A 5,000-nucleotide genomic window follows, 5' to 3' on the forward strand; every position below is an offset into this window, starting at 1 on the left:
AGTCATTCGAAAATGAGTTTGCGTCGAGCCTAGTGCTTTGCGCCTGTTCTGTTTGACATCGTAAAGAGAAGATTTGTTCGAACTTCATGAGCCGGAAGGCTTCATGATTTGTCGCAAGGGACGCTCAATCCCTTGCATATGATGGGTTTGCCTAACCGCGCCCTCGAACCGATCTCGAGAAGCTGGTCTTTTTGTGCCAATTCCATTGAGATCAAGTCCCGCACAGGATTTGGTTTAAGCGACAATCCCTTCGGGATTGCGCGTGAGCGAGGATCTCTTCGAGATCGCGCGATGGGTATTGGCAATGAGAACGATCAAGTGTCTTAAGGGCAATTGGTGGATGCCTTGGCATGCACAGGCGATGAAGGACGTGATACGCTGCGATAAGCTACGGGGAGGTGCGAATACCCTTTGATCCGTAGATTTCCGAATGGGGAAACCCACCTAAGGTACTTGGAAAATCAGAGCGGCAGGGCAGCCGATGCGAAATCCCAAAAGGATTGAGCGTGAGGCGACGATCTCTTTGAGATCGCGCTGTTGCCGCTGTGGTTTCCAAGTATCGATAATAGGTAACTTACCCTGAATACATAGGGGTAAAGTGGCGAACGCGGGGAACTGAAACATCTAAGTACCCGTAGGAAAGGACATCAACCGAGACTCCGGAAGTAGTGGCGAGCGAACCCGGACCAGGCCAGTGGCGATTGAGAGACAAGCGGAACCTTCTGGAAAGTTGGGCCATAGCGGGTGACAGCCCCGTACGCGTAATGCGATCAATCGTCCTTGAGTAAGGCGGGACACGTGAAATCCTGTCTGAAATTGGGAGGACCACCTTCCAAGCCTAAGTACTCGTGCATGACCGATAGCGAACTAGTACCGTGAGGGAAAGGTGAAAAGCACCCCGACAAGGGGAGTGAAAGAGTACCTGAAACCGATTGCCTACAAACAGTGGGAGCCCGCAAGGGTGACCACGTACCTTTTGTATAATGGGTCAGCGACTTAGTGTGACGAGCAAGCTTAAACCGATAGGTGTAGGCGCAGCGAAAGCGAGTCTGAACAGGGCGTTCAGTTCGTCGCATTAGACCCGAAACCGAGTGATCTAGCCATGAGCAGGCTGAAGGTAAGGTAACACTTACTGGAGGGCCGAACCCATAACTGTTGCAATAGTTCGGGATGACTTGTGGCTAGGGGTGAAAGGCCAATCAAACTCGGAAATAGCTGGTTCTCCGCGAAATCTATTTAGGTAGAGCGTCGACCGAATACCCCAGGGGGTAGAGCACTGGATGGGCTAGGGGTCCTCACCGGATTACCAAACCTAACCAAACTCCGAATACCTGGGAGTACTAGTCGGCAGACACACGGCGGGTGCTAACGTCCGTCGTGAAAAGGGAAACAACCCTGACCTACAGCTAAGGTCCCCAAGTTATGGCTAAGTGGGAAAGGATGTGAGGATCCCAAAACAACCAGGATGTTGGCTTAGAAGCAGCCATCATTTAAAGAAAGCGTAACAGCTCACTGGTCTAAATAAGGGTCTTTGCGCCGAAAATGTAACGGGGCTAAAGCCATACACCGAAGCTTAGGGTTCGTGAGCAATCACGAGCGGTAGCGGAGCGTTCTGTAAGCTGATGAAGCCGTACCCGCGAGGGGCGGTGGAGGTATCAGAAGTGCGAATGCTGACATGAGTAACGTAAGGGGAGTGAGAGACTCCCCCGCCGAAAGACCAAGGGTTCCTGCTTAAAGTTAATCTGAGCAGGGTTAGCCGGCCCCTAAGACGAGGCGGAAACGCGTAGTCGATGGGAACCACGTTAATATTCGTGGGCCTGGAGGTAGTGACGGATCACACAAGTTGTCCAATCTTATCGGATTGAAAGGGCAGCGGAGTGGTTCCAGGAAATAGCTCCTCCTTATAGACCGTACCCGAAACCGACACTGGTGGTCAGGTAGAGTATACCAAGGCGCTTGAGAGAACTATGCTGAAGGAACTCGGCAAATTGCACGCGTAACTTCGGAAGAAGCGTGACCCTTTTCTGCGCAAGCAGAGGAGGGTGGCACAGACCAGGGGGTAGCGACTGTTTATCAAAAACACAGGGCTCTGCGAAGCCGCAAGGCGACGTATAGGGTCTGACGCCTGCCCGGTGCTGGAAGGTTAAGAGGAGGGGTGCAAGCTCTGAATCGAAGCCCCAGTAAACGGCGGCCGTAACTATAACGGTCCTAAGGTAGCGAAATTCCTTGTCGGGTAAGTTCCGACCTGCACGAATGGCGTAACGACTTCCCCGCTGTCTCCAGCATAGACTCAGTGAAATTGAATTCCCCGTGAAGATGCGGGGTTCCTGCGGTTAGACGGAAAGACCCCGTGCACCTTTACTATAGCTTTACATTGGCATTCGTAGTGGCATGTGTAGGATAGGTGGTAGGCTTTGAAGCCTGGGCGCCAGCTCAGGTGGAGCCACCCTTGAAATACCACCCTTATTACTATGGATGTCTAACCGCGGCCCGTTATCCGGGTCCGGGACAATGTATGGTGGGTAGTTTGACTGGGGCGGTCGCCTCCTAAAGAGTAACGGAGGCGCGCGATGGTGGGCTCAGAACGGTCGGAAATCGTTCGCTGAGTGCAATGGCATAAGCCTGCCTGACTGCGAGACTGACAAGTCGAGCAGAGACGAAAGTCGGTCATAGTGATCCGGTGGTCCCGCGTGGAAGGGCCATCGCTCAACGGATAAAAGGTACGCCGGGGATAACAGGCTGATGACCCCCAAGAGTCCATATCGACGGGGTTGTTTGGCACCTCGATGTCGACTCATCGCATCCTGGGGCTGGAGCAGGTCCCAAGGGTATGGCTGTTCGCCATTTAAAGCGGTACGTGAGTTGGGTTCAGAACGTCGTGAGACAGTTCGGTCCCTATCTGCCGTGGGTGTAGGAATATTGAAAGGATCTGTCCCTAGTACGAGAGGACCGGGATGGACGGATCTCTGGTGGACCTGTTGTGGCGCCAGCCGCATTGCAGGGTAGCTATATCCGGACGGGATAACCGCTGAAGGCATCTAAGCGGGAAACCCACCTTGAAACGAGTATTCCCTGAGAACCGTGGAAGACGACCACGTTGATAGGCCGGGTGTGGAAGAGCGGCAACGCTTGAAGCTTACCGGTACTAATAGTTCGATCGGCTTGATCGTTCTCATTCCTAATATCCATCTTGTTCTCACTCACGCTTGTTCCGCCCTTCGGGCGGCGCTACGTGGGTGCGGCGCATCGGCGCCGACGGTCGGTCGACCTTGCGAAGCTTCGCTTCGAAAGGCGCCGGGCTGAAAGAACATCCAAGGCACAAAGGCGACGATCCTTGGATCGCGCTTGAACAGCTTCTCGATTTGAACGTGCGTTTTGCCGACCTGGTGGTTATGGCGGAGCGGCTGCACCCGATCCCATTCCGAACTCGGCCGTGAAACGCTCCAGCGCTGATGGTACTTCGTCTCAAGACGCGGGAGAGTAGGTCGCTGCCAGGTCTGCCAAGCGCACGTTCATCTCAACATCCGGATCAAAGGATCCGGATGCAGACCAATCTTCTCGTTACGATAGTTGTGATGCATGTCGTTGCCCATTTTTGGGCGATATGCATAAGGCCCGCCAAACGGGATCCTGGGCCGCGCAAGCGGCCCTTTCATTTGGCGGTCTCTTGAATTCGGTAAGGTCAAACTTACCTTTATGGTTGGCGCGGGGTGGAGCAGCCCGGTAGCTCGTCAGGCTCATAACCTGAAGGTCACAGGTTCAAATCCTGTCCCCGCAACCAAATACAAAAACGGCCCGCCTCGCGCGGGCCGTTTTTGCGTTGGAGGATCGCAGAACGGACACAAGGGCCACAAGCTCTCGCCAAAGCCGAGTGATTCCCTCCACATTGGCGCCTAGTGCGATGCTCGCTTTGAGCTGCGGCTGATGAGGACGTTGAAAACGAGAGACACGTATTCTGAGACCGGCGCCCAACTAGGTGCGAAATAATATTAGCCGGTTGAGCTTAAACTCAGCCGGCTTTTGTGTCCCAGTCGCCTCGCAAATGGAGAGAGCAGAGATCGTGGAATAGGCCGCCTGGCGATCCTCGATCGGGCGCCGGCGTCTCGACCCGACATTTTGATCGCTGCCGATTCGGGTACGGTTGGATCTTTCACCGAATCGCATCAGGTGAATTGGGATCGAATCAACCAAATTGCTAATTTTTGCTATCTATTGCTATATCTGCCACCCGGCCCCATATTCCCGAGAAGGTTCTCTATGCCCAACTATGCTTTGAACGATCATTATGAGCGCTTCATCAGGAAGCAGCTCGAATCGGGCCGCTACAACAATGCCAGCGAGGTTGTCCGCGCCGGCCTGCGCATGCTCGAGGATTTTGAGGCGGAGCGAGAGAAGTGGCTGCGCGAGGAAATCCCGTCGCGCATGGCCGAGCTCCAGCAAGATCCGGCAAAGGGAATCCCCGCCGAAACGGTGTTTTCCCGGCTGGAGGTCCGTCATCGCGCGCGGCAGGCGAAAGCCAAGTAGGGGATGGAATACCGGATTGTCTTCCACGCGAGCGCGGAAGCTGAACTCGAACAGCTCTATGACGATATAGCCGAGCGTGCGTCACCGGCGGTTGCCTGGGATTTTGTCGTGGGCATCCGCGATCATTGTCTAGGCTTGTCGACATTCCCACAGCGCGGCACTGAGCGGGTGGAGATCATGCCGGGGCTGCGGATCATCGGCTATCGCCGCGCGGTCAGTATCGTTTTCGCCGTCGATGGCGAGCGTGTGCTGATCCTGGGCATCTTCTACGCCGGCCGGAACATTACGCCTGAATTGCTTGAGGAGCGGCTCTAAACCGAGGTTCAAGCGGCCGCGGCGGTCGACATTCGGCTAAGCGCCGCAGGGCGATTTCGGTTGAAAGCATCGCGCTCGGCGGAGCGGTTGTGGCTGGTATCGCCGGGATGGCTGGCAACGGATCGCCGGCCAGAATTGAACCAAGCCAGCTCACCATTTTT

Annotated in this window: 2 protein-coding genes, 1 tRNA gene and 2 rRNA genes; all 5 read left to right on the forward strand. The window is 54.9% G+C overall.

Annotated features, from left to right (window positions below; genetic code table 11):
- The first annotated feature begins 312 nt into the window (after window positions 1-312).
- A 23S ribosomal RNA gene (locus AC4FWB_RS09250) occupies window positions 313-3,170 on the forward strand.
- A gap of 212 nt (window positions 3,171-3,382) precedes the next feature.
- Window positions 3,383-3,497: ribosomal RNA gene (gene rrf / locus AC4FWB_RS09255) — 5S ribosomal RNA — on the forward strand.
- A gap of 207 nt (window positions 3,498-3,704) precedes the next feature.
- Window positions 3,705-3,781 (forward strand) — tRNA-Met (locus AC4FWB_RS09260).
- Between the two features lie 476 nt (window positions 3,782-4,257).
- A complete protein-coding gene (locus AC4FWB_RS09265) occupies window positions 4,258-4,524 on the forward strand; it encodes a type II toxin-antitoxin system ParD family antitoxin (RefSeq protein WP_140660013.1) in 267 nt (88 codons plus the stop codon).
- A 3-nt stretch (window positions 4,525-4,527) separates the two neighbouring features.
- Window positions 4,528-4,839, forward strand: a complete 312-nt coding sequence (locus AC4FWB_RS09270; RefSeq protein WP_491025696.1) for a type II toxin-antitoxin system RelE/ParE family toxin — start codon at window positions 4,528-4,530, stop codon at window positions 4,837-4,839.
- Window positions 4,840-5,000 lie beyond the last annotated feature (161 nt).

The organism is Mesorhizobium sp. LEGMi-168a (genome assembly GCF_058312955.1).